This is a genomic window from Streptomyces monticola (genome assembly GCF_042665355.1).
Lineage (GTDB): Bacteria > Actinomycetota > Actinomycetes > Streptomycetales > Streptomycetaceae > Streptomyces > Streptomyces monticola.
The window spans coordinates 1-20,329 of record NZ_JBHTCF010000032.1 but is presented as its reverse complement, the minus strand read 5'-3'; the positions used below and the strand labels follow the sequence as shown (position 1 = coordinate 20,329).

The 20,329-nt window shown below is 70.3% G+C and carries 19 protein-coding genes and 1 riboswitch; of the genes, 6 read left to right on the top strand and 13 right to left on the bottom strand.

Translation table 11 applies throughout. The features are described 5' to 3' along the window. Positions 1 to 65: 65 nt before the first annotated feature. Positions 66 to 380, bottom strand: coding sequence for a DMT family transporter (locus ACFQVC_RS39815; protein WP_381840697.1), 315 nt, complete (start codon positions 378 to 380; stop codon positions 66 to 68). A 16-nt stretch (positions 381 to 396) separates the two neighbouring features. Beyond that, positions 397 to 457: riboswitch (guanidine-III (ykkC-III) riboswitch) on the bottom strand. Positions 458 to 503: 46 nt separating this feature from the next. Beyond that, positions 504 to 1,823, bottom strand: coding sequence for a threonine--tRNA ligase (gene thrS / locus ACFQVC_RS39810; protein ID WP_381840694.1), 1,320 nt, complete (start codon positions 1,821 to 1,823; stop codon positions 504 to 506). A gap of 395 nt (positions 1,824 to 2,218) precedes the next feature. Here thrS and ACFQVC_RS39805 point away from each other — a divergent pair, with 395 nt between their 5' ends. After that, on the top strand, positions 2,219 to 3,064 hold the full coding sequence (locus tag ACFQVC_RS39805; RefSeq protein WP_381840691.1) for a S1 family serine peptidase: 846 nt from the start codon (positions 2,219 to 2,221) through the stop codon (positions 3,062 to 3,064). A gap of 101 nt (positions 3,065 to 3,165) precedes the next feature. On the opposite strand, the gene ACFQVC_RS39800 is transcribed toward ACFQVC_RS39805, so the two are convergent. The 3 genes from ACFQVC_RS39800 to ACFQVC_RS39790 form a co-directional block, all read right to left on the bottom strand. After that, on the bottom strand, positions 3,166 to 4,173 hold the full coding sequence (locus tag ACFQVC_RS39800; protein WP_381840688.1) for a beta-ketoacyl-ACP synthase 3: 1,008 nt from the start codon (positions 4,171 to 4,173) through the stop codon (positions 3,166 to 3,168). A gap of 5 nt (positions 4,174 to 4,178) precedes the next feature. Then, positions 4,179 to 5,384 (bottom strand): hypothetical protein, encoded by a 1,206-nt coding sequence (locus tag ACFQVC_RS39795; RefSeq protein ID WP_381840685.1) that lies wholly within the window; start codon positions 5,382 to 5,384, stop codon positions 4,179 to 4,181. A gap of 92 nt (positions 5,385 to 5,476) precedes the next feature. Continuing rightward, a complete protein-coding gene (locus ACFQVC_RS39790) occupies positions 5,477 to 5,899 on the bottom strand; it encodes a response regulator transcription factor (RefSeq protein WP_381840682.1) in 423 nt (140 codons plus the stop codon). Positions 5,900 to 6,144: 245 nt separating this feature from the next. Here ACFQVC_RS39790 and ACFQVC_RS39785 point away from each other — a divergent pair, with 245 nt between their 5' ends. After that, positions 6,145 to 6,828, top strand: coding sequence for a TNT domain-containing protein (locus ACFQVC_RS39785; RefSeq protein WP_381840679.1), 684 nt, complete (start codon positions 6,145 to 6,147; stop codon positions 6,826 to 6,828). 33 nt (positions 6,829 to 6,861) lie between these two features. Next, the gene (locus ACFQVC_RS39780; RefSeq protein ID WP_381840676.1) at positions 6,862 to 7,422 is read left to right on the top strand and encodes a glycoside hydrolase family 25 protein; all 561 of its coding nucleotides are present in this window, start codon (positions 6,862 to 6,864) and stop codon (positions 7,420 to 7,422) included. A 30-nt stretch (positions 7,423 to 7,452) separates the two neighbouring features. Here ACFQVC_RS39780 and ACFQVC_RS39775 read toward each other — a convergent pair whose 3' ends face one another. After that, positions 7,453 to 8,154 carry a FadR/GntR family transcriptional regulator gene (locus ACFQVC_RS39775; protein WP_381840673.1) on the bottom strand — a complete coding sequence of 234 codons (702 nt, stop codon included), beginning with the start codon at positions 8,152 to 8,154 and terminating at the stop codon, positions 7,453 to 7,455. Positions 8,155 to 8,421: 267 nt separating this feature from the next. On the opposite strand from ACFQVC_RS39775, the gene leuA reads away from it, so the two are divergent. Continuing rightward, positions 8,422 to 10,116 (top strand): 2-isopropylmalate synthase, encoded by a 1,695-nt coding sequence (gene leuA / locus ACFQVC_RS39770; RefSeq protein WP_381840824.1) that lies wholly within the window; start codon positions 8,422 to 8,424, stop codon positions 10,114 to 10,116. Positions 10,117 to 10,127: 11 nt separating this feature from the next. Then, positions 10,128 to 10,976, top strand: coding sequence for an ABC transporter ATP-binding protein (locus ACFQVC_RS39765; protein ID WP_381840670.1), 849 nt, complete (start codon positions 10,128 to 10,130; stop codon positions 10,974 to 10,976). An 89-nt stretch (positions 10,977 to 11,065) separates the two neighbouring features. Here the strand turns inward: ACFQVC_RS39765 and ACFQVC_RS39760 are convergent, their stop codons facing one another. After that, positions 11,066 to 11,281, bottom strand: a complete 216-nt coding sequence (locus ACFQVC_RS39760; protein WP_381840667.1) for an EF-hand domain-containing protein — start codon at positions 11,279 to 11,281, stop codon at positions 11,066 to 11,068. 563 nt (positions 11,282 to 11,844) lie between these two features. Here ACFQVC_RS39760 and ACFQVC_RS39755 point away from each other — a divergent pair. Then, positions 11,845 to 13,098, top strand: coding sequence for a cytochrome P450 (locus tag ACFQVC_RS39755; protein WP_381840664.1), 1,254 nt, complete (start codon positions 11,845 to 11,847; stop codon positions 13,096 to 13,098). A 166-nt stretch (positions 13,099 to 13,264) separates the two neighbouring features. Here the strand turns inward: ACFQVC_RS39755 and ACFQVC_RS39750 are convergent, their stop codons facing one another. The 6 genes from ACFQVC_RS39750 to ACFQVC_RS39725 form a co-directional block, all read right to left on the bottom strand. Beyond that, the gene (locus ACFQVC_RS39750) at positions 13,265 to 14,467 is read right to left on the bottom strand and encodes a YncE family protein (RefSeq protein ID WP_381840661.1); all 1,203 of its coding nucleotides are present in this window, start codon (positions 14,465 to 14,467) and stop codon (positions 13,265 to 13,267) included. After that, positions 14,467 to 15,249 carry a polysaccharide deacetylase family protein gene (locus ACFQVC_RS39745; RefSeq protein ID WP_381840658.1) on the bottom strand — a complete coding sequence of 261 codons (783 nt, stop codon included), beginning with the start codon at positions 15,247 to 15,249 and terminating at the stop codon, positions 14,467 to 14,469. Before ACFQVC_RS39745 ends, ACFQVC_RS39750 begins: the two co-directional genes overlap by 1 nt. Positions 15,250 to 15,629: 380 nt before the next feature. Beyond that, on the bottom strand, positions 15,630 to 16,133 hold the full coding sequence (locus tag ACFQVC_RS39740; protein ID WP_381840655.1) for an ATP-binding protein: 504 nt from the start codon (positions 16,131 to 16,133) through the stop codon (positions 15,630 to 15,632). Between the two features lie 295 nt (positions 16,134 to 16,428). Beyond that, a complete protein-coding gene (locus tag ACFQVC_RS39735; RefSeq protein WP_381840652.1) occupies positions 16,429 to 17,196 on the bottom strand; it encodes an enoyl-CoA hydratase/isomerase family protein in 768 nt (255 codons plus the stop codon). Positions 17,197 to 17,284: 88 nt separating this feature from the next. Continuing rightward, positions 17,285 to 18,520 (bottom strand): L,D-transpeptidase, encoded by a 1,236-nt coding sequence (locus tag ACFQVC_RS39730; RefSeq protein WP_381840649.1) that lies wholly within the window; start codon positions 18,518 to 18,520, stop codon positions 17,285 to 17,287. A 257-nt stretch (positions 18,521 to 18,777) separates the two neighbouring features. Then, positions 18,778 to 20,043: a L,D-transpeptidase gene (locus tag ACFQVC_RS39725; protein ID WP_381840646.1), complete on the bottom strand. Its 1,266-nt coding sequence runs from the start codon at positions 20,041 to 20,043 to the stop codon at positions 18,778 to 18,780. Positions 20,044 to 20,329: the final 286 nt, after the last annotated feature.

Below are 20,329 nucleotides of genomic sequence, written 5' to 3'. Positions count from 1 at the left end.
CAGGGTCGCCTCAGCGGGGGCAGGACCGGCCAAGGGTCGGCTCAGCAGGCGGGGGAAGGACCGGCTCAGTGCAGCACCTTCAGGCCCACCACGCAGCCCACGATGCCCGCGAGCAGCGCCAGCTTCAGCACGGAGACGGGCTCGCCGCCGAAGGCCATCGCGTAGGTCACGGTCAGTACGGCACCGATGCCCACCCACACCGCGTATCCGGTGCCCACCGGCAGGGTGCGCAGGGCGAAGGCGAGGCCTGCCATGCTCAGGGTGAGGCCGAGGCCGAAGACGACGGTGGGCCACAGGCGGCTGAAGCCCTCGGACTTGCCGAGCGCGGTCGCCCAGACGGCCTCGAGAACACCGGAGAGAACAAGAACGATCCAGGCCATGACGGAACGGCTCCCTTCGGCGCCGTCGTCGATTCCGGGTACGGCGCACCTCGTCCGGGAGCCGGTTGTGGCTCTGCGATCAGGTTCTCACACCGGCATCCACGGGCCATATGTCCGGCTATGTCAGATCGGCCACAGGGCGGTGCTGTGCGCGGCGGTCAGGGCCGAGATCCGCGCGAGCGCCTCGGCCGCGGGCAGCGGATCGAGCCGGCGGCCGTCGCGCAGCCGCAGCGCCACCCGGTCGTCGGCGGCCTCCTTCGGGCCGATCACCGCTTGGTACGGCACGCGCCTGACCTCCCTGATACGGGCACCCAGACTGCCGTGCTCCGCATCCGCCACCTCGGCGCGAAGGCCCTGCTCCACGCAGCGCCGGGCGAAGTCGGCGGCGCGCTCCCCCTCGGCGCCGCTCACCGGCAGGACGGCCACCTGGACCGGCGCGAGCCAGGCAGGGAACGCGCCGCCGTGCTGCTCGATGAGGTGCGCGACGGCCCGCTCGACGCTGCCGATGATGCTGCGGTGCACCATCACGGGCCGGTGCTTCGCGCCGTCCGCGCCGATGTAGTGCAGACCGAAGCGCTCGGGCTGATGGAAGTCGATCTGCACGGTGGACAGGGTGGCCTCGCGGCCCGCGCCGTCGGCGATCTGCACATCGATCTTCGGGCCGTAGAAGGCCGCTTCGCCCTCGGCGGCCTCATAGGCGACGCCCGAGGCGTCGAGGACCTCGGTGAGCAGGGCGGCGGCGCGCTCCCACATCGCGGCGCCCGCCACGTACTTGCCGCCGGCGCTGGGCAGCGAGAGGCGGTAACGGGCGGCTTCGATGCCCAGGTCCGCGTAGGCGCGGCGGATCAGGCCGAGGGCCGCAGCGGCTTCGTCGGCGGCCTGCTCAAGGGTGCAGAAGATATGCGCGTCGTTGAGCTGGATGGCGCGTACGCGGGTCAGCCCGCCGAGTACGCCGGACAGCTCCGAGCGGTACATGCCGCCCAACTCGGCGATTCTCAGGGGCAGTTCGCGATAGCTGTGGGAGCGGGAACGGTAGATCAGGGCGTGATGGGGACACAGGCTCGGGCGCAGCACCACCTCCTCGCCGCCTCCGCCGCTCTCGTCGCCTCCGCCGCTCTCGTCGCCCCCAGCGCCCTCGCCGCCGAGCCGCATCGGCGGGAACATGTCCTCGCTGTAGTGCGACCAGTGCCCGGAGATCTCGTACAGCTCCCGTTTGCCGAGCACCGGCGAGTACACATGCCGGTAGCCCGCCGCGCGCTCCATCCCGCGGATGTACTCCTCCAGGGCGTGCCGCACCGCGGCGCCGTCGGGCAGCCAGTACGGCAGGCCCGCGCCCATCAGCGGATCGGTGTCGAACAGGTCCAGTTCACGGCCGAGCCGGCGGTGGTCGGCCAGGTGGCTCCGGCTCTCCGCGCTGCGGTGGTCGCTGCAGTGGTCGTTCATCGGGATCTCCTCGCATGACGGGAGCGAGTGACCGCACGGCGAAGCCCCGGGGCACTCGCCCCGGGGCTTCGGACTCAAGTCAGCAGTCAGCGCGCCGGGACACTCTCCGGCGTCGTCGTCAGGTGCATCGGATGCAGGACGTGCATCGGGTGCATCGGGGCGCGCTTCATACCGGGCAACGTAACAGCCGTACCCGCGGCGGGCGCAAGCGGTTTTCCCTCCGGAACGACGGCTTCCGGGGAGTGCCCCGTCCCGCCCCCTCCCGGCCCGACCCGACCCGTTACGCCCGCGTTACCCAACTTCCGTGATGTTGTGGCCCAGTTGCCATGTCCTCGCCGGTGTTCGCCTGGAAGCGTATGAGTCTTCTGCTACCCGAGCACTTCGAGGGGACATCGATGCTCAGAACGCTCAGGAGTTCCACCACGGCCAGGAGACTCACCGCCACAGGGGCCGCCGCCCTCATGGCGCTGAGTCTCTCGTCGTTCTCGGCACACGCCGCGCCCACGGATTCGGATCCGACACCCGGACCGACGCCGCGTGTCGTCGGCGGCGAGAAGGCCAAGCAGGGTGAATTCCCGTTCATGGTGCGGCTCTCCATGGGCTGCGGCGGTTCGCTGTACGCCAAGGACATAGTGATCACCGCCGCCCACTGCGTCGGCGGCTCGGGCCCGGACAAGTCCATCACCGTCACCGCGGGCGCCACCGACCTCAAGGACCCCAAGGCCATCAAGGTCAAGTCCAAGAAGGTCGTGGTGGCCCCGGGTTACGCGGGCCAGTCCAAGGACTGGGCGCTGATCAAGCTCGCCAAGCCGGTCAAGCTGATCAAGGGCAGGACCGCCCTGCTGCCCATCACCACCACCAAGGCGTACGACAAGGGCACGTTCGGCGTGGCCGGCTGGGGTGACGTCAAGGAGGGCGCGGGCCAGCAGCAGCGCCATCTGCGCAAGGCCAAGGTGCCGTTCGTGACCGACGCCGCCTGCAAGCGCGCGTACCCCACCTCCCCCGGGGTCCACTTCTTCCCCAAGGAGGAGATCTGCGCCGGGAACCTCCAGGCCGGTGGCGTCGACACCTGCCAGGGTGACTCCGGCGGCCCCATGTTCCGCAAGGACAACAAGGGCAAGTGGCTGCAGGTCGGCATCGTCAGCTGGGGCGACGGCTGCGCGCGGCCCGGCAAGCCGGGTGTGTACACCGAGGTGTCCACCTTCGCCAAGCAGATCGCCAAGGCGGCCCGCGCCCTGTAACCGCGGCTGAGCCGGGGAGCACCCGGCGTGCGCGGGCGGCACCCCGTCCGCCCGCGCACCCCGCCGCGGGTGGTGCGGCTGGCTCAGCTCGCTCAGCTCGCTCACGGCAGCCGCACCACCTGGCCCGCGTAGGACACCCCCGCACCGAAGCCGACGAGCAACGCCAGCTCACCGGACAGTTCCGGGTGTTGCGCAAGGAGTCCGTCCATCGCCAGCGGCACCGACGCCGCCGACGTATTGCCGGAGCGGATCACATCACGGGCCACCACCACCGAGTCGGGCAGCCCGAGCGCCACCGAAAGGCCCGTGATCATACGGTCGTTGGCCTGGTGCGGGATGAACGCCCGCAGCTCGTCCAGACCCACCCCCGCACGCCGGGCCGCGGTACGCGCCACCTCCGGGACATTCGCCATCACCCAGCGGTACAGCTCGGGCCCCTGCATCCGCAGATACGCGGGCCTGCCCCCGGCGCCCGCACGCCCCGGCGGCCCCGCGGCCCGCATCAGCAGTTCCTGCCCCTCGCCCGAGCTGCCCCAGGCCGCCACCCCCACCCCGGGCTCGTCGGCGGCGGCGATCACGGCGGCACCCGCGCCGTCAGCGAAGATCGCACCCGTCGTACGGTCGCCCGGGTCCACGATGTCCGACATCCGCTCCGCGCCCACGAGCAGCACCCGCCGGTAGACCCGCCCGGAGATCAGACAGCGGGCCAGTTCGAGGCCGGTGCAGAAGCCCGCGCAGGCCGCGTTGACATCCATGGCGGCCCGCGGCCGGCCCGGCAGCCGGTCGGCGATCGCACGGGCCAGGGAGGTCCCCGCGTCGAGATGGCTCATCGTCGCCGCGAGCACACAGTCGATCTCCCCGGCGGCGAGCCCCGCCCGGGTCACGGCGAGCCGGCCCGCCCGCGCGCCCATGTAGGCGAGGGTCTCGCGGCTGCCCGCGATGCCCCGCGAACGTATCCCCGTGCGCTGCCGGATCCATGCGTCGGACGTGGAAAGCCCTCCCGCGGCGACGAGTTCACGGTTGGACACCGCACGCCGCGGACGGTACGCGGCGACCGAGCGAATACGGGCATGGCGCGGCGGCCGGTCCTCGTCCGCCCGCGGATCCACCGCGCTCACCGCGCTGCCGGAGCGGCCGAGGTGAACACCCCGGACGCACCAGCCGCACCGGACGCCCCGGGCACCCCCGCCCCGGTCGTACTGCGCGGCCGCGGCGCGGTCTCCGTGACCGGGCCCGGCACCCGTACCCGTACGAGAAAGGCGCCACGCTCGGGCCCCGCGCCCACCACCGAGAAGCACACCGGCTCGCCCGAACCGACCACGCCGTCCAGGACATCCGTGAAGCAAAGCACCGGCGTCGCACTCGTCACGAGATTCCCCAACTGCCGTGCGTGCGTGGGCATCTTGGCCACCGGCAGGCCCGAGCTCGCCCAGAACCCCTCCACGAGCGCCGGGCTCGCCTGATGTGTATAGATCCGCGCGACCCGCTCCTCGTAGCCGGGGCGTTCCTCGCTCAGCTCCTGGTGGTTGAGCAGCATGCCGCCCCGGTAGTACGCCTTGATCGCCTCGCTGTTCATCCCGAACGCGGACAGTTCCGTCGAACCCGGATGACCCGCCGGATGGTTGACCCCGCCGCCGGGATAGTGCACCAGCGCGTCCGCGAACCCCTCCGCGTCACCGAAGCGCTGCGCGTCACGCGAGTACAGATACCGGCCCTCCGTGTTGCCGTCGCGCTCGAACACCACCGCCGAGCAGCCGTCCGAGAAGAGACCGCCCGACATCCACAGCGTCTGCGCGTACGGATGGCTGCCGTTGCCCGGTGTGTAGTGCGGCAGCACGCCGTTCGCGTCCACGCCCACCGGACTTGAGCAGTTGTACGACACCACGAGCGCCCGCTCGGCCCGTGCCCGCGCGATCGACGCCACCGCACGGGCCAGGCCGCCGCAGCCCGCGCCCTGCACCACCGGCAGCACCTCGTCGCGCACACCGAGGGTGCGCAGCATCGCGAACGCGTCCTGGTCCAGCATCACTTCGAAGGGCGTGCAGGTCAGCACGATCACCGCGTCGAGGTCCGCGGCGGGCACCCGCGCCGAGAGCAGCGCCTGCTCCGCCACCTCCACGACGGTCTTCCTCGACCCGAACCGTTCGGCGTCCCAGCTCTTCGACTCCACGCCGAGGGTGCGGCGTACGAGAGCGCCGTCCACGGGCTCACCGGGCTTGCGCCAGTGCGGAATACGCAGCTGCCGCGCCCATTCCTCCATGGACACGATGTCGCCGAGCTGAGCGGCAATTCCGGTGAGGGCATAGGGAAATGCGGGCATGCGGTGACTCTCCGATTCCAGCGGACCGAGGCGGACCCGAAAGGGCCCACGGGGACCACCTCATGGAAGCAACGGGGAGTACCGCACCGGTATCAGTACTTCGGCATAGCCGAATCGGACGCACCGCCCTGCCCACTCTCTTCGGCGGCGTCCGAGTACGGATCGATGAGGCCGTACTGCAAAGCGGCCGTCACCGCCTGCGTGCGATGGGCGACGCCCAACTTCCGGAACACGGCCTGCAGATGACTGCGTACCGTGTGATCCGAAATTCCCAGCTCCCTGCCGATGATCCGGTTCGAGGCACCCCGCCCGAGCAGCCGGAGAACCTCCAGCTCACGCGGGGTCAGCGGGGTCGCGTCTGCGCCCGCGGGCAGTTCCGTCCGCGGCGCCTCCCCGAGCTGGGCCTGCCGCAGCAGGATCTCCACCGCCGCCAGCTGCGACTGCACTGCCGCAAGCATGCCGAGCAGTACATCCGTCAGATTCTCCGGCACATCGCCGCCTGCTCCCTTGGCCATGAAACCCCCCTCCGTCACGCGTCTGTGCAAGCCGTAGGCATCACTCAATCAGATTCATACTCAGCCACCGCGTGGACGAATCTCATCCGAATGAGCGAGGGAAACGATGAGTTTTCCGAAGAAGAACGCCTCGCGGCCATACGACGGCGCTTACCGGCCACACCCGGCAATTCCCGGGAGCGGGCCGGACCCGATTGGCTACCTTGCGTATGGACCCTCCGTAACTCTCCCAAGGAGACCCGGACTTGAACCGAATACGCACCGCACTCGCCGCTCTCGGCGTCGCCGCGGCGATGGCCACGGCCACCGCCCCCGCCGCGAGCGCCGCCGCACCGGCCGATGACCGCGGGCCCGCTTCACCCGCACGCCCCGCGCCCTGCACCGGCGAGTACCAGGGCGACGCCCGCCTCGGCCCCAAGTGGCTGCCCAAGAAGTGGCAGGCGCCCGTGGGGCCGCTCCTCAAGGACTGGAAGCGCACGGGGAAGCTCGCCCCCTCGGCCTTCCTGAAGAAGTACTGGGAGGGCCCGGCGGAGGGCGGCAGCTGGAAGTACCCGCCCAACGACGGCTTCGCCGAGGTCAACGGCGAGATCGACAAGGAGCCCGCCAAGCTGCGGCCCGGCCAGCGCCTCGACCGCTTCGGCTCCGAGTACGGCGCCTTCCTCGCCCCCGCGGGCGATCCGTACGCGGAGCGGGCGCTGCCCCCGACCAACCTCAACACCAAAGAGCCCGCTTTCACTTGTGATTACCGTGTGTACAAAGTGAGCAAGCCCTTCTGGGTCTGGCAGGGCAGCATCGCGCCGTGGTTTGAACAGCCCGGCGGCGGGCAACAAATCAAGCTCGACTCCGTGTTCCTCGACCCCGGTGCGGGTCAGCGGCTGAACGTGAAATGGCTGCTCGAACACGGCTATCTCGCCCCGGCACAGCCGTAACGGGGCCCAGCGACCCCCCGGGAGGCGGCCCTCATGCTCCGTGGCATAGACGTCAGTTCGCACCAGTCCTCTTTCAGCACGGAGGGCATCGACTTCGTCATCGTCAAAGCCACCGAGGGCCGCTCCTACGTCAACCCCCGCATGAACGCCCAGGCGAAAAAGGCCCGGGACGCGGGCTGCGTCGTCGGCTTCTACCACTTCCTGTGGCCGGGCAACATCAAGGCCCAGGCGGAGTACTTCGTCTCCAAGGCATCCGAGAAGAAGGGCGACATCCTCGCCTGCGACTGGGAGTCGACCGGGGAGGGGACGCACGCGAGCAATGCGCAGAAGGACCAGTTCATCAAGGAAGTCAAGAGACTCCGACCCTCACATAGGGTCATGCTCTACGCGAACAGGAACTTCTGGCTCAATATCGACACGACGTCCTACGCCGGCGACGGACTCTGGATCGCCGATTACGTGACGGCCGGAAAGCCCCGCATCAAAGCCAAGTGGCGAATCCACCAATACACTTCGACGCCCATCGACAAGAACCTGGCGGACTTCTCCAGCAGGAACGCCATGAAGGAATGGGCCGTGATCGACACGGAGTGAGCGCCGGCGTCCCGCGACGCCCCGCGGTGCCTACCCCCGCAACCGCTCGAGCGTCTCCCCCAGTTCCTCCCTCAGCGCGCTCGCCGCTGCCTGTGCGTCTCCCCGTTGCACCGCCTCGACGAGGGTGGTGTGGCTGTGGTCGCCCGGGTTGGGGTCGGGGGTGCGGAGGGTGAGGAGGGATACCAGGTCGATGAGGGCCTGGCGGAGTGCGGGGGTGAACTCGGTGAAGAGATCGGTGAGTACGGGGTTGTGGGCGGCGGCCACGAGGGCCGTGTGCAGGTCGATGTCCGCGTCGACGAAGGCCGCGTCGTCGAGCCCGGCGGCTTCGCGGCGGGCCGTCAGGGCGGCGGTCAGGGCCCGGATGTCCGCGGGCGTGCGGCGGGTGGCGGCCAGGCGTGCGGCCTCCACCTCCATGAGCATGCGGACCTCGTAGACGTCGGCGACCGCCGCCCTGCGCAGGCGTGTCGGCCAGTCGGCGAGCGGTTCGAGTGCGGTGACGAAGACACCCGCGCCCTGTCGCGCCTGGACGAGTCCGGCGCCCGCCAGGGCCCGCAGCGCCTCACGGACCGTGGAGCGGCCGACGCCGAGGTCCTTGGCGAGGGTGGTCTCACCGGGCAGACGGGTGCCGACGGGCCAGTGCCCCGCGGCGATCTGCCCGCGCAGGCGCTCGGTGGCCTGCTCGACCAGGGGGCTCGGGCGCAGCGGTCCGAGCGGCGGCGTCGACATCTTCATGCACCTGTCTTCCAGGGCGAGTAACGGTCCGGTTGCGGGCAGTTGACTGCTTGTCTGAGGAGCTGAGGTGTGGTTAGTGTAGCCGCCATGTTCTTCTGCGGCGTTCTTCTTCTCGGCTGCCGCGGCGGGGTCTGACACGGCCGGCACCCCGCCGCGGAGTGCCGTGCTGCCGGTCGCCACCCGGAACGACGACCGAGGGATCCGATCACCGTGAACGCCCCCGCGAACTCCGCACCGTACGACTGGAATCCGCAGCGACCCAGCGGTATGCCGCACCACCGCTACCGCCCCGCCCACGAGCGCGTCGCACTCCCCGGCCCCGAGCCGCGCGCCTGGCCGTCCGCACGGATCGAAAGGGCCCCGCTGTGGGTGCCGGTCGATCTGCGCGACGGCAACCAGGCGCTCGCCGAGCCGATGGGCACCGACCGCAAGCGGCGGCTCTTCGATCTGCAGGTGGCCATGGGCTTCAAGGAGATCGAGGTCGCCTACCCGTCCGCGAGCCGCACGGACTTCGACTTCGTACGGCATCTCGTGGACGCCACGAGGAACGGCGAGGTGCCGGACGATGTGACGGTCGTCGTCTTCACCCCGGCCCGGCGTGATCTGATCGAGCGCACCTTCGAGGCGATCGAGGGGCTCCCCCGCGCGGTCGTGCATCTGTACGCGGCGACCGCACCGGTCTGGCGTGACGTCGTGCTCGGCCGTGACCGCGGCGAGGTGCGGGACCTCGTGGAGGACGCGGCGGCCTGTGTCGCGAAGCTGGGCGGTGACCGTCCGGGGCTGCGGTTCCAGTTCTCGCCCGAGGTCTTCAACCTCACCGAGCCGGACTTCGTCCTGGAGCTGTGCGACGGGGTGACCGCGCTGTGGGACGCCTCGCCCGACCGGCCGGTGACGCTCAATCTGCCCGCCACGGTGGAGGTCGCGACACCGAATGTCTACGCGGACCAGATCGAGTACATGCACCGCCATCTGGCCCGGCGCTCGTCGGTGATCCTGTCCGTGCATCCGCACAACGACCGGGGCACGGGGGTTGCCTGTGCCGAACTGGCCGTCCTGGCGGGTGCCCAGCGCGTGGAGGGCTGTCTGTTCGGAAACGGCGAGCGCACCGGCAACGTCGACCTGGTGACCCTGGCCCTGAACCTGTACACGCAGGGCGTCGACCCGATGGTGGACTTCTCCGACATCGACGCGGTCCGCCGTACCGTCGAGCACTGCAACCGGCTGCCGGTGCATCCGCGCCACCCTTACGGCGGCGACCTGGTGCACACCGCGTTCTCCGGCACCCACCAGGACGCCATCAGCAAGGGAATGGCCCACCATGCGCGCCGGGCGCGGGAGTTGGGGGTGCCCGAGCGTCTCGCGCCGTGGGAGGTGCCGTATCTGCCGGTGGACCCGGCCGACCTGGGGCGTTCGTACGAGGCCGTGATCCGGGTCAACAGCCAGTCGGGCAAGGGCGGGATCGCGCATCTGCTGCGGGCGCACCGAGGTGTCGACCTGCCCCGCGAGCTGCGGGCGGAGTTCTCGCGCGTGGTGCAGGCGGCGACGGACGACTCCGGCGCCGAGGCCGGCGCCGAGGAACTGTGGCGGCTGTTCGAGGGGACGTATCTGGTGCCGGGCCGGGACGGTGAGCCGGTGCGGCTGACGTCCTGGACGACCGACCGCAGCCCCGAGGGCGAGCACCGGTTCGTGTGCACGCTGCGGGTGCACGACCGCGAGGGTGACTACGAGGGCACGGGTACGGGCCCGGTGGCGGCGTTCACGCGGGCCCTGGCGGCGGCCGGAGTCGAGGTGACGGTGGTGGACTACGCGGAGCATGCGACGGAGCCGGGGGCGTCCGCGCCGGTGGCGGCGTTTGCGAAGTGCCGGGTCGGCGGGCGTTCCGCATGGGGCGCGGGCCTGGACGCGTCGAGCGTGGCGGCGTCGGTGCGGGCCGTGCTGGCCGCGGTCAACCGGGTGCTGTGATGGGTGAGTTGATGCCTACAGGTTCCGCAATCAGCGAGCCGGCGCTCGGTGAGCAAGTGCCCGGTGAGCCGGTGCTCGAAGTGACGGACGCGTCCGTCGTACGCGAGGGCCGCACCCTCCTCGACTCGCTCTCCCTGACGGTGCGCGGCGGTGAGCACTGGGCGCTGCTCGGCGCCAACGGCGCGGGCAAGACGACGCTCCTGAAGCTGCTCGGTGCGCTCGCCCATCCCACGCGGGGCGCGGTGGAGGTGCTCGGGCGGCGGCTCGGCCGGGTGGATCTGCGGGAGTTGCGGGCTCTGGTGGGGCATGTGGATCCGCGGCATCCGCTGCGCTCGCCGCTGCGGGTCGGCGAGGTGGTTCTGACGGGGCTCACGAACAGTGTGGAGCCGGTGCCGCGCTGGTCACCGACGGCCGAACAGCGGGAGCGTGCCGGGGAGTTGCTGGCGCTGCTCGGGATGGCGGGGCGTGCCGGAGAGCGGTGGCCGCAGTTGTCGCAGGGCGAGCGGGGCCGGGTGCTGATCGCGCGGGCGCTGCTGCCGAGTCCGCGGCTACTGCTGCTCGACGAGCCGGCCACAGGCCTTGATGTGCCGGGGCGCGAACAGCTTCTGGAGAGTCTTGACGCGCTGCGGGTGGCACGGCCGGGCCTTGCGACGGTCCTGGTCACCCATCACTTGGAGGAGTTGCCCGAGGGTACGTCGCATGCGCTGCTGCTGCGCGGGGGCCGGGCGCTCGCGGCGGGCCCGGTGGCGCGGGTGCTGACCGGTGAGCTGGTCAGTGAGTGCTTCGACCACCCGGTGGAAGTGACGCGTACGGCGGGCCGCTGGCAGGTCAGGGCCCGGCGGCGGACGCCGGTGGTGTGACGGGCACGGCGCGGTGCGGGCCCGGTCCTGAGGGGATCGGGCCCGCGGCGTTCCGCCGGGGGCGGGCCTCGGGGATCGGCCCCCGGGGTTCAGGCCTTGCTGATGTGGGCCCAGAACTCGTCGAAGGAGAGGAGCTTGTCCTTGTTGGTGTCCTGAGCGGCAATGACGGCCTCGGCGACGGACTCGGTGACGTTCCAGTCCCCGCCCTGCGCAAGGGCCTTCTTGAACTCGGCCGCGGTGATGTACCCGTCGCCGTCCGTGTCGATCCGCTGGAATTCCTTGCGCGCGGTCTCGATGTCCGCCACTGGCTCCACCCCTTCTTGGTGCGTTTCTGACGGAAGTCAGATTAACGGGCCCGTTCGCGGCGCAACGCGCCGGAGTGGGTGCGGGTGGCCGCGGGCGGCGCGCGGAGGCCGCGGATGGTCCGGGCGGCAGGTTTTCAGCCAGTGGGCTCCGAGGCGCTGTTCGTGGCTCGGTAAGTGCCGCTCCGGGGGCGCGCCCCGCACATCCACTCTGGCCAGGGCCTCAACTCCCGCCCCACGAAATGGAATTCGTTATTCAGTTCCGGTCAGACATGGACAAGAACCAGCCATAACCCGGTTACCCCCTACGTCACTCTCCGCCCTCGCGCACTAACGTTCTGGTGTCGCCGCCGTACCGGGAGCGCTGGGCTCCCATGGGAATAGCGGCGCCTGAGGGCGTTACACCGTGACGATCACCGCCGAGGCCGCAGTGCCGGCAGCCATCCGTCCGGGCCCGCCCTCCCCTCGCATCCGCAGTCCGTTCGGTGCGCGCGGCCGGGGGGCCGCACGCACGACGGCGCCACACCCCCGTACGACCCCCGTACGACCGGAAGGAACCCGTCACCATGACCGCCGTACAGGACGAGGACACCGTGACCGGGTGCCCCTTCGCCCACGACGCACCGGTCCGCGATGAACCACCCGTACTCGACCTGCCGCTCGCGCGGCGCGGCGACCGGCTGCCGCCGGAGGCCGCCTGGCTGCGCGAGAAGCGTCCGGTCGCCAAGGTCCGCACTCTCACCGGCGACCACGCCTGGCTGGTCAGCTCGCACGCCCTGGCCCGGCAGGTCCTGGAGGACGACCGCTTCGGCCTCAAGGACACCGCTCACCCCGGGGCGCCGCGCCAGTACGCGCTCACCATCCCGCCCGAAGTCGTCAGCCACATGGGGAACACCGACAGCGCGGGCCTGCGCGGTGCCGTCGCGGCCGCCCTCGACCCGGACGCCGACGGCCTCCAGGACTGGCTGCGTGCCACCGCCCACGAACTGATCGACGAGCTGATGACCGAGGGCCCGCCGGTCGATCTGCGCGCCGGATACGCCGACGCCCTCGCGGCGGCCCTGCACTGCAAGGTCGTCGGGGTGCCCTACGCGGACCGGCGGCGCCTCATGGCCAGCCTCGACCTGGCGTTCATCACCAGCCCGGAGCCCTTCGAGGACGCCGCCCTCAACTGGTACAAGGACCTCGGCTACATGGTCGAGCAGCTGAACGCGCCCGCGGGCCAGCGCTCCGGGCTCATCGGCCGGCTCGCCGCGCTGCGCGAGGACGCCGAGTCGGCGCATCTGACCGACGAGATGCTGGCCGGTGTCGCGGTGTCACTGTTCGGCGCGGGCGCGGTGTCCAGCTCCGCCTTCCTGGTCAACGCGGCTCTCGCGCTGGCCGAGCACCCCGGGCTCCTGGCCTTTCTGCACGAGCGGCCCGATCGCATGGACCTCGCGGTGGAGGAGCTCCTGCGCTGGAACCTGTCGATCGGCGACGCCCTGCCCCGGATCGCCACGACCGACGTCCAGGTGGGCGAAGTCCTGGTCAAGAGGGGTGAGTTGGTGCTCGTCCTGGTCGAGGGCGCCAACTTCGACCCGGCGGTCTTCGGCGATCCACGCCTGCTCGACCCGCAGCGCGAGCACAATCCGCATCTCGCGTTCGGCGCAGGGCGGCACGGCTGCCCGGCCACGGCCCTGGCCCGCACCTTCGCGCGTACGGCCCTGTCGGTCCTGGTGGAACGCCTTCCGCAGCTACGCCTCGCGGTCCCCGCCGAGCAGCTGGTGTGGCGCACCGGCTTCATGAAGCGCCTGCCCGAGCGGCTGCCGGTGGCCTGGTGACGTACGCCCTCACGAGGTGATGACCGCCTCACGAGGTGGCGTATGCCCCCACCTGGTGGCGTACGCCCTCACCAGAAGAATCGCCCCCTGAACGCGAAAGCGCCCTGGGAGACGGTGCCCAGGGCGCTTTCGCCATACGTCTGCGCGGCTGCGTCAGCGGCTCACCTCAGCGGAAGACGCCGGTGTGGCCGAGCGAGTAGCGGCCCGGCTGCGGGTACACGGCGAGCCCGTGGGGTCCGCCACCGACCGGGATACGGGCCAGCTGCTCACCCGAGCGGGTGTCGATGGCGTACACCTCGGAGTCGTAACGCCCGGACAGCCACAGGACGTTGCCGTCAGCGGAGACACCGCCCATGTCGGGGCTGCCGCCGTCGGGCAGCCACCACTTCTTGGTGAGCCTGTTCTTCGGAAAGTCGAAGACGGACACCGAGCCCTCGCCGCGGTTGGGGATGTACATCTCCTTGGAGTCACGGCTGACGTAGAGCCCGTGCGCGCCCTTGCCGGTGGGCATCAGCCTCGGCGTCGTGAACTTCTCGCCGTCCAGGACCCACACACCGTGCGCCATCATGTCGGCGATGTAGAAGGTCTTGCCGTCCGGGGAGATCTTCACGTCCTGCGGCATGGCGCCCTCGAAGGGCAGCTTCTGCTGGCCGACCACCTTCATCTTCTCGGTGTCGACCTTGAGCAGTTCGGCGGAGAACTCGCAGGAGACGATGAAGTACCGCCCGTCGCGGGAGAAGTCCGCGTGGTTCACGCCGTAGCAGCTGACCGGCTCGGTGTGCTTGCGCTTCATGGTGTGCGGATCGCGGAAGACCAGCTCACGGTCGAGTGAGGCCATCACGACGGCGTGCTTGCCGTTGGGCGTGAAGTAGAGGTTGTACGGGTCGTGCACCTCGACGTCGGGCCCGCGCCGCTCGGCGGTGCGCGGGTCGAGGGGCGTGAGCGTGTGCCCACGGTTGTTGTTGACCCACAGGGTCTTCATGTCCCAGGACGGCACCACGTGCTGCGGCTGGGTGCCCACGTCGATGGTGTCGACGACCTTGTACGTCTTGGGGTCGATCACCGAGACGGTGTTGGAGTTGGTGTTGGGGACGTACACCCGCTGCTTGAAGTCCTTGACCACCGGCGAGAGTTGGTTCGGCCGGTCGGCGGCGTAGAGGTCCTTGGGGTCGAGGACGGGAGGCATCCCGGGCAGGCCCTGGACGGCCTTCTGCTTGGCGGGTTTGACCGGCGCCTTCGTGCCGAGCGCCGTGTCCGTCGACTGGTCGGCGGGGGTGGCGCAGCCGGCCAGGGCGGCGCCCGTGGCGAGCAGGGCCCCGCACATCAGGGTGCGGGTGCGCCGGGTGAGGTGCATACGTGGGGGCTTCATCAGGTCAGCAGCTCCGTGGTGGTCACCGCGCTCAAACCGCGGCGGTCGAGTTCTTCCAGGACGGCGGGCAGCGCGGCGACCGTGTCCGCGTACCCGAAGTGCAGGCTCACCACGGACCCGTTCCGGGCCTGGCCGGTGACGGTGCGCACCACGGTCGCGGCGCCCGGCGAGGTGAAGTCCAGGGAGTCGGTGTCGTACGACAGGACATGCGGGTAGCCCGCACGGTGTGCGAGCTTGCGCACCAGAGGGCTGGCGTCCTGGGCGCGCGAGGGACGGAACCAGCTGCCGATGGAGCCGGTGAGCCGGCGAAGCCGGTCGGCGCAGCCGGTGATCTCGGCGTAGGCCTCCTGCTCCGCCATGGAGTTGATGTCCAGGTGGCGCAGGGTGTGATTGCCGAGTTCATGACCGCCGTCGAGGATCCGGCGGGCCATATCGGGGTGCTCGTCGAGCCAGCGCCCGACGATCAGGACGGTGACCCGGGCACCGGCCCGCTCGGCCTGGGTGAGCAGCGCCTTCGCGGTCTTCGGGTCGCCCTGGCCGTGGAAGGTGAGGGCGACACGGGCGCGGTCGCGGGGGCCGTGCGCGATCTGCTCGGGGAGGCCGGGGAAGCGGCGCGGGCCCGGGGCCGGGGGCGGCGGCGCGGACCCCTGCCGCTGCGGCGCGTGCTCCTGCCGGGTGTGCTCCTGTGCCTGCTTCTGCTGCGCACAGCCGGCGGCGCCCGCGCCCGTGAGCGCGAGCAGGGCGGCGGTACGGAGCGCGCCACGGCGGTCGGTTGAGGTCACCCGGCTATTTAAGGGCCAATAACCGTAAAAGGTAATGATTGACCCAAATTAGGACGTTTACGGGTCGCACCACCCGCGGCCGCCGCGCACGGCCGCCCACCCCCCTCACCGTCCCTCACAGCCGCCACTTAATCGCTGTTTACAAGGCGGGTGCCGCACATCACCATGGATTCATTTGGTTGAGAGCGATACATCTGCCATAGTCGAATGCAACGACCCCCATTGACCCGGGCCAGGTCGTCTTGGCGGCCGGTGGATCACACCCCCGAAGATCCCCGGCGCACTACACAGAAGCCCCCACGTCACCGCACGACGGCGACCGGGGGCTTCTGTGCGTGGCCTGCGGGGGCCCCGCGGGTACGGCTTCCGCGACCCGCGCGTCAGCGGTCCACGATGCGCATCTCGAACCAGGTCGTCTTGCCGCGCGGCAGCAGATCGACACCCCAGCGGTCGGAGAGCTTGTCGACCAGGAACAGCCCACGGCCGCTGGTGTCCATCTCATGGACCGGCATCAGACAGGGCAGACCCCGCGAGGGGTCACGGACCTCGATCCGGATCCAGCCGGGCCTGCGCACCATCTTCAGGCCGAAGACCCGGGCACCGGTGTGCCGCACCGCGTTGCCCACCAGCTCGGAGACGAGGAGCACGGCCACCTCGGCGACCTGCGGACCGAGGCCCCATTTGCGCAGGACCACGACCTGGGCGAGGCGGCGGGCGGCACCGGCGGACTCGGGACGCGACGGCAGCGGGACCTCGGACTCGGTGGGATTGCCGAACAACTCCAGGGCTTTGAGGGCCTGTTCGTCCTCCACGGCCGGCGTCCACCGCATGGCGGTCACTGCGCTGCGCCGCCGCGGTTGTTCACTGCCCTCAAGCCCCGCCATGCCCCCATCATGGCTGCCCGGAGCGGCGCTTGGGGCCGTTCCGGCGGAATACGCCCCCCGGAACCAACGGTTCCGGAGGGTGGGGTGTGCATATGCCTAAGGCACTTAAGGCGCCTCAGCAACCCAAGTGACCTGCGATGACCGCCCGTTCACGGATGATCACGCACGGTCCGTGACAAGCTGTGCTTAAGGCTGCCTTAAGGCCTTGATAAGGTACACGGAGACCGCACCAAGGCGTGAATCGCGTCAACTCACCTCCTGGGTACGGAAGTTGAGCGACACCTTTGGCCAGAGGTCAGAGGAACTTGGCCTTGCCGGGGCCCTCTTCGACGAAGCTGCGCATGCCCCGCTCCCGGTCCTCCGTCGCGAACAGTCCGGCGAACCAGTTGCGTTCGATGGTGAGGCCCGTGTCGAGATCCGTCTCCAGACCCGCGTCGATCGACTCCTTCGCCGCGCGCAGGGCGAGCGCCGGGCCCTGGGCGAGCTGCGCGGCCCAGGCGTGCGCCCGCTCGTACACCTCGGCGGCGGGCACCACGCGATCCACCAGGCCGAGGGTGAGCGCCTCTTCGGCCTTCACCATGCGGCCGGTGAAGATCAGGTCCTTGGCCTTGGAGGGGCCCACCAGACGGGACAGACGCTGGGTGCCGCCGGCGCCGGGGATCAGGCCGAGCAGGATCTCCGGCTGGCCGAGCTTGGCGTTGTCGGCGGCGATGCGGTAATCGGCACACAGGGCCAACTCGCAGCCGCCGCCCAGGGCGTAGCCGGTGACGGCGGCGACCACGGGCTTGGGGATACGGGCGACGGCGGTGAAGGAGTCCTGCAGGGCCCTGGAGCGGCCGACCATCGCCGCGTGATCCATGGCCTGCATCTCCTTGATGTCCGCGCCCGCCGCGAACACCTTTTCGCCGCCATAGATGATCACGGCGCGGACATCGTCGCGGCGGGTCGCCTCGTCGGCGAGCTCCTTGAGCCGGTCCTGTGTGGCGATGTCCAGGGCGTTCATCGGCGGGCGGTCAAGACGGAGGGTGCCGATGCCTTCGGAGACTTCGAGGTTCACGGTCATGGGGGCAGGTTAAGGGGCGTTCACGCACACGGGCCCCGTGCGGTCCGTCACACCGCACAGGGCCCGTACGCAGACTTCTACGGGAGGCTTACCTCTCCCACTTGTCCCACGCCAGGTTCCAGGCGTTGAGGCCGTTCCACCACTGGATCTTCTTGTCCTTGGAGTTCTTCACGATCACCACGTCGCCGATCATCGACTGGCCGTAGAACCAGGCGGCCGGGGTCTTCTTGTCTCCGCCGCCGCGCTGGTCGCGCAGTCCCACGCAGCCGTGGCTGACGTTGTCGCGGCCGAAGGTGGAGGACGGCGCCCAGTAGTTGCCGTGGATGAACGTGCCGGAGGTGGACAGACGCATCGCGTTCGGTACGTCCTTGATGTCGTACTCGCCGCCGAAGCCGACCGTCTCGCCGTTCATCCGGGTCACCTTGTGCTTCTCGGTGATCACCATCTGGCCGTTGTAGGTGGTGGTGCCGGGGGCGCCCGAAGTGATGGGGATGGTCTTGAGGGTCTTGCCGTCCCGTACGACCGTCATCTTCTTGGACTTGGCGTCGACGGTGGAGACCTGGCTGCGGCCGACGGTGAACGTGACCGTCTTGGCCTGCTCGCCGTAGACGCCGGGCCGGCCCTCGACGCCGTCGAGATTGAGCTTCACGGTGACCTTGGTGCCGGACTTCCAGTACTTCTCGGGGCGGAAGTCGATCCGGTCGTTGCCGTACCACTTGTGCCGGATCTCGACCTTGGGCTCGGCGCTGACCTCGATGGCGTCCTCGACGGCCTCCGGGTCGGTGATGCCCCGGGTGAAGTTCACCGAGAACGGCATGCCCACGCCTACCTTCGAACCGTCCTCGGGCGTGAAGTGGCCGATGAAGGTGTTCTGCGGGGTGAGCGTGGTGAAGGTGGTGTCCTTGGCGGACGTACGCCCCTCGGAGTCCTTCGCGAGGGCGTGGACCTTGTACTTGGTAGAGGCGGCGAGGTGGTGCTCGGGCTTCCAGGCGGCGCCGTCCCCGGCTATCTCGCCGGGTATCTCATTGCCCTTGGTGTCCTCGACCCGGACCTCGGTCAGCTTGCCCTTGTCCGCGGATATCTTCAGGGCGCCGCTGGTGGCCACGGACTTCGCGCCGTCCTTGGGCGCGATCGTCACGACCGCCTGCGAGGGCTCGTTGGCCCCGGCCTTGCCGGAGCCGCCCTCGTCCTTCTCGTCGGAGCCGCCGCCGCCCCCGCACGCCGCCACGGCGAACAGCGCCGCGGTCGCCAGTACGGCCAGCGGTCCCCTCGCGCGGCGGCGCCGCGCGCCAACCGATGCCCCCGATATCGGTCGCCCGTTCACGATGTCTCTCCCCTCGCCAGGCCGGCGGCCGACTGGCCGGGCCCGCACCCCTGCGCGTCCCGCGCATTGCGTTAGATAACCACACCACCTGGGACGATGACTCCCCCGGATTGTCACCGTTCAGTCCCAAGTGGCGCCGGGGTGCGGGGCTTTCCGGTCAGGACGGGCGCCAAGTGCGTTGGCCCGGCGGCCCGTTGGGGCTCACCGCGACGTCACGTCCGCGACGCCGGGCCGTCACTTCGCCCGCTCCGCACCGGTCACTTCCCCGGCTTCACATGCAGCGCCGAGCCCGCCCGCCAGGCGTTCCAGTCGAGGTTCCAGCCGCCCAGGCCGTTGTCCGCGTCGACCGTTTTGTCCTTGGAGTTGACGACCTCGACGACATCGCCGATCAGGCTGCGGTCGAAGAACCAGCCCGCCGGTGTCTCGCCGCTGCCGCCCTTCACATCGCGCAGGCCGACACAGCCATGGCTGACGTTGGTCTGCCCGAAGGTCGAGGACGGTGCCCAGTAGTTGCCGTGCAGGAAGGTGCCGGAGGTGGTGAGGCGGATGGCGTGCGGGACGTCGGGGATGTCGTACTCGCCCTTGCCGTCGCTGTCCGTGAAGCCGACCGTGGCGCCGTTCATCCGGGTCACGTCGAGCATCTCGGTGATCACCATTTTGCCGTTGTACGTGGTGTTCTTGCCGCCGCCCGCGGTGATCGGCACGGTGGAGACCAGCTCGCCGTCCTTGCGTACCTCCATGGTGTGGTCAGCGGCGTCGACCCTGGAGACCTGGCTGCGGCCGACCGTGAAGCCGAACTTCTTCTGCTGCAGGCCGAAGACGCCCTTCGCCGCCTCCACATCGCGCAGATTCAGGTCGACGGTGACCTTGGTGTCGGGCTTCCAGTAGTCCTTGGGCCGGAAGTCCAGGCGGGTGTTGCCGAACCAGTGGCCCACGACCTCGGTGGCCGGCTGCGCGGATACCCGCACGGCGCGCTCCACGGCGGCCCGGTTCTCGATCTCGCGGTTGAACTCCAGGGACACGATCATGCCGGTGCCGACCGTGGACCGGTTCTCCGGCTTCACATAGGCCACGAACCGCTCATCGGGCACGAACGTGGTGAAGTTGGTGTGGCGGGCATGGCGGCGGCCGTGGCCGTCGAGGGCGACCGCGTCCACCGTGTACTTGGCGGCGAGCGCGAGCCGGGGGTCGGCGGGCTCCCAGCGGAGGCCGTCGTCGGAGATCCGGCCCGGCACCACGGAGTCCTGCGCGTCCTGGAACTTGACCACCTTCACGGATTCGAGGCGGCCGTCCGGCACTTCCACCTCGAGCCCCTGGCCGGCCCGGACGCTGCGCTCGCCGTGGCCCGGGCTGATCCGGATCGCATCCTCGGCCGAACCCTTGCCGAACACCGCGTCGATACCGTCCACACCGGTGCCGGAGCACCCGGTGAGTCCGGCCAGTACGGCGGCCAGTCCTGCCCATGTCAGTACGGCGGCGATGGCCGCCCCTGCGCGCCGAGCGCGTCTTGCAACCTGTCTCACACCTGCCCAACGACGGGAGCGGGTCGGGGGAAACGTGAGTGCGGCCCGAGTGCCGGGCAGAACCATGGGGAGGACCACTGCGCAGGGAGCCGCGGCCGGGACGCCGTACGCCCTCAGGACGCCGGTCCCAGTCGAGCCGCGGGAGGCTGACAGGTGTCGAGGGCACCCGAGCAGGAGGCAGTTCACGAGGGACGGCGCGCGGGCAACGGCCGGGCGCGGCCGCTCGTCCCCGAGGCGCGCAGACCCGCCGCGGCCGCGGGGCCCGCGCGGCCGGTGCGGCCGATGC

What these genes read in the sequence shown, in the direction of transcription:
- ACFQVC_RS39815 (WP_381840697.1), bottom strand. Translation starts at nt 380, where the DNA reads ATGGCCTGGATCGTTCTTGTTCTCTCCGGTGTTCTCGAGGCCGTCTGG.
- thrS (WP_381840694.1), bottom strand. Translation starts at nt 1,823, where the DNA reads ATGAACGACCACTGCAGCGACCACCGCAGCGCGGAGAGCCGGAGCCAC.
- ACFQVC_RS39805 (WP_381840691.1), top strand. Translation starts at nt 2,219, where the DNA reads ATGCTCAGAACGCTCAGGAGTTCCACCACGGCCAGGAGACTCACCGCC.
- ACFQVC_RS39795 (WP_381840685.1), bottom strand. Translation starts at nt 5,384, where the DNA reads ATGCCCGCATTTCCCTATGCCCTCACCGGAATTGCCGCTCAGCTCGGC.
- ACFQVC_RS39790 (WP_381840682.1), bottom strand. Translation starts at nt 5,899, where the DNA reads ATGGCCAAGGGAGCAGGCGGCGATGTGCCGGAGAATCTGACGGATGTA.
- ACFQVC_RS39780 (WP_381840676.1), top strand. Translation starts at nt 6,862, where the DNA reads ATGCTCCGTGGCATAGACGTCAGTTCGCACCAGTCCTCTTTCAGCACG.
- ACFQVC_RS39775 (WP_381840673.1), bottom strand. Translation starts at nt 8,154, where the DNA reads ATGAAGATGTCGACGCCGCCGCTCGGACCGCTGCGCCCGAGCCCCCTG.
- leuA (WP_381840824.1), top strand. Translation starts at nt 8,422, where the DNA reads ATGCCGCACCACCGCTACCGCCCCGCCCACGAGCGCGTCGCACTCCCC.
- ACFQVC_RS39765 (WP_381840670.1), top strand. Translation starts at nt 10,128, where the DNA reads ATGCCTACAGGTTCCGCAATCAGCGAGCCGGCGCTCGGTGAGCAAGTG.
- ACFQVC_RS39755 (WP_381840664.1), top strand. Translation starts at nt 11,845, where the DNA reads ATGACCGCCGTACAGGACGAGGACACCGTGACCGGGTGCCCCTTCGCC.
- ACFQVC_RS39750 (WP_381840661.1), bottom strand. Translation starts at nt 14,467, where the DNA reads ATGAAGCCCCCACGTATGCACCTCACCCGGCGCACCCGCACCCTGATG.
- ACFQVC_RS39740 (WP_381840655.1), bottom strand. Translation starts at nt 16,133, where the DNA reads ATGGCGGGGCTTGAGGGCAGTGAACAACCGCGGCGGCGCAGCGCAGTG.
- ACFQVC_RS39735 (WP_381840652.1), bottom strand. Translation starts at nt 17,196, where the DNA reads ATGACCGTGAACCTCGAAGTCTCCGAAGGCATCGGCACCCTCCGTCTT.